1 protein-coding gene is annotated in these 662 nt (G+C 40.3%); it reads right to left on the bottom strand.

The window, feature by feature from the left end; translation table 11 throughout:
* Positions 1 to 662: IS630 family transposase (locus C5471_RS23430; protein ID WP_166296626.1), on the bottom strand; the 662-nt coding region annotated here is incomplete at both ends.

Here is a 662-nt window from a genome sequence, read left to right as displayed (position 1 = left end):
ACTTTGTCTCGAAATTCATGTTTATCAGCGAAATAACGGTTATTTCGAACATGTTCATTCATGACCTTCCATAATCGCTCTATCGGGTTTAAATTGGGGCTATAGGGAGGAAGGTAATGTAACTCAATATTGCTGACATAAGCCCAGTCCTTCACAAGATGCGCTTTGTTGTAACCCGCTCCATCCACAATAAGATGAATTTTTTGATGATAGTCAGGATAAGACTTTCTTATTTCATTGAAAAAACAGCAAATGTTGTAGTCATTAATGGTTTGATATTCCTGGAACACCGTATGACCAATGGCATTCAGGTTGAGTGCACCCACTATATTCAGGCGAGTTCGGCTTCCTGTTGTTTTGACTGTTTTTTTCTCGCCTTTTCGCATCCAGCCATAACTGAGTTTGGTGCCTTGAGTCGGGTGAACCGCGTCAAGAAAGAGGATGGGTTCGTCTTTCGCGGCGACTTTAAGATTTTCATAATATTCAATAAATTGTCTCTGTTTTTCTGCATCGAATTTATGAGGGACACCACAAGGTTTTTTATAAGAGAAACCCTGACGGTGTAGCCATTTATTCATGCCTGGAATGCTAAAGGTAATATTCCAGAGCTGAGCAACATAGGCCACGATTTCATGGGTGTGATGGAAAAGATGTTGAGATAA

Source organism: Photorhabdus tasmaniensis, assembly GCF_011189505.1.
Classification (GTDB): domain Bacteria; phylum Pseudomonadota; class Gammaproteobacteria; order Enterobacterales; family Enterobacteriaceae; genus Photorhabdus; species Photorhabdus tasmaniensis.
Note: the sequence above shows the minus strand (reverse complement) of the source record. Positions and strands in the feature narration are given on the sequence as shown.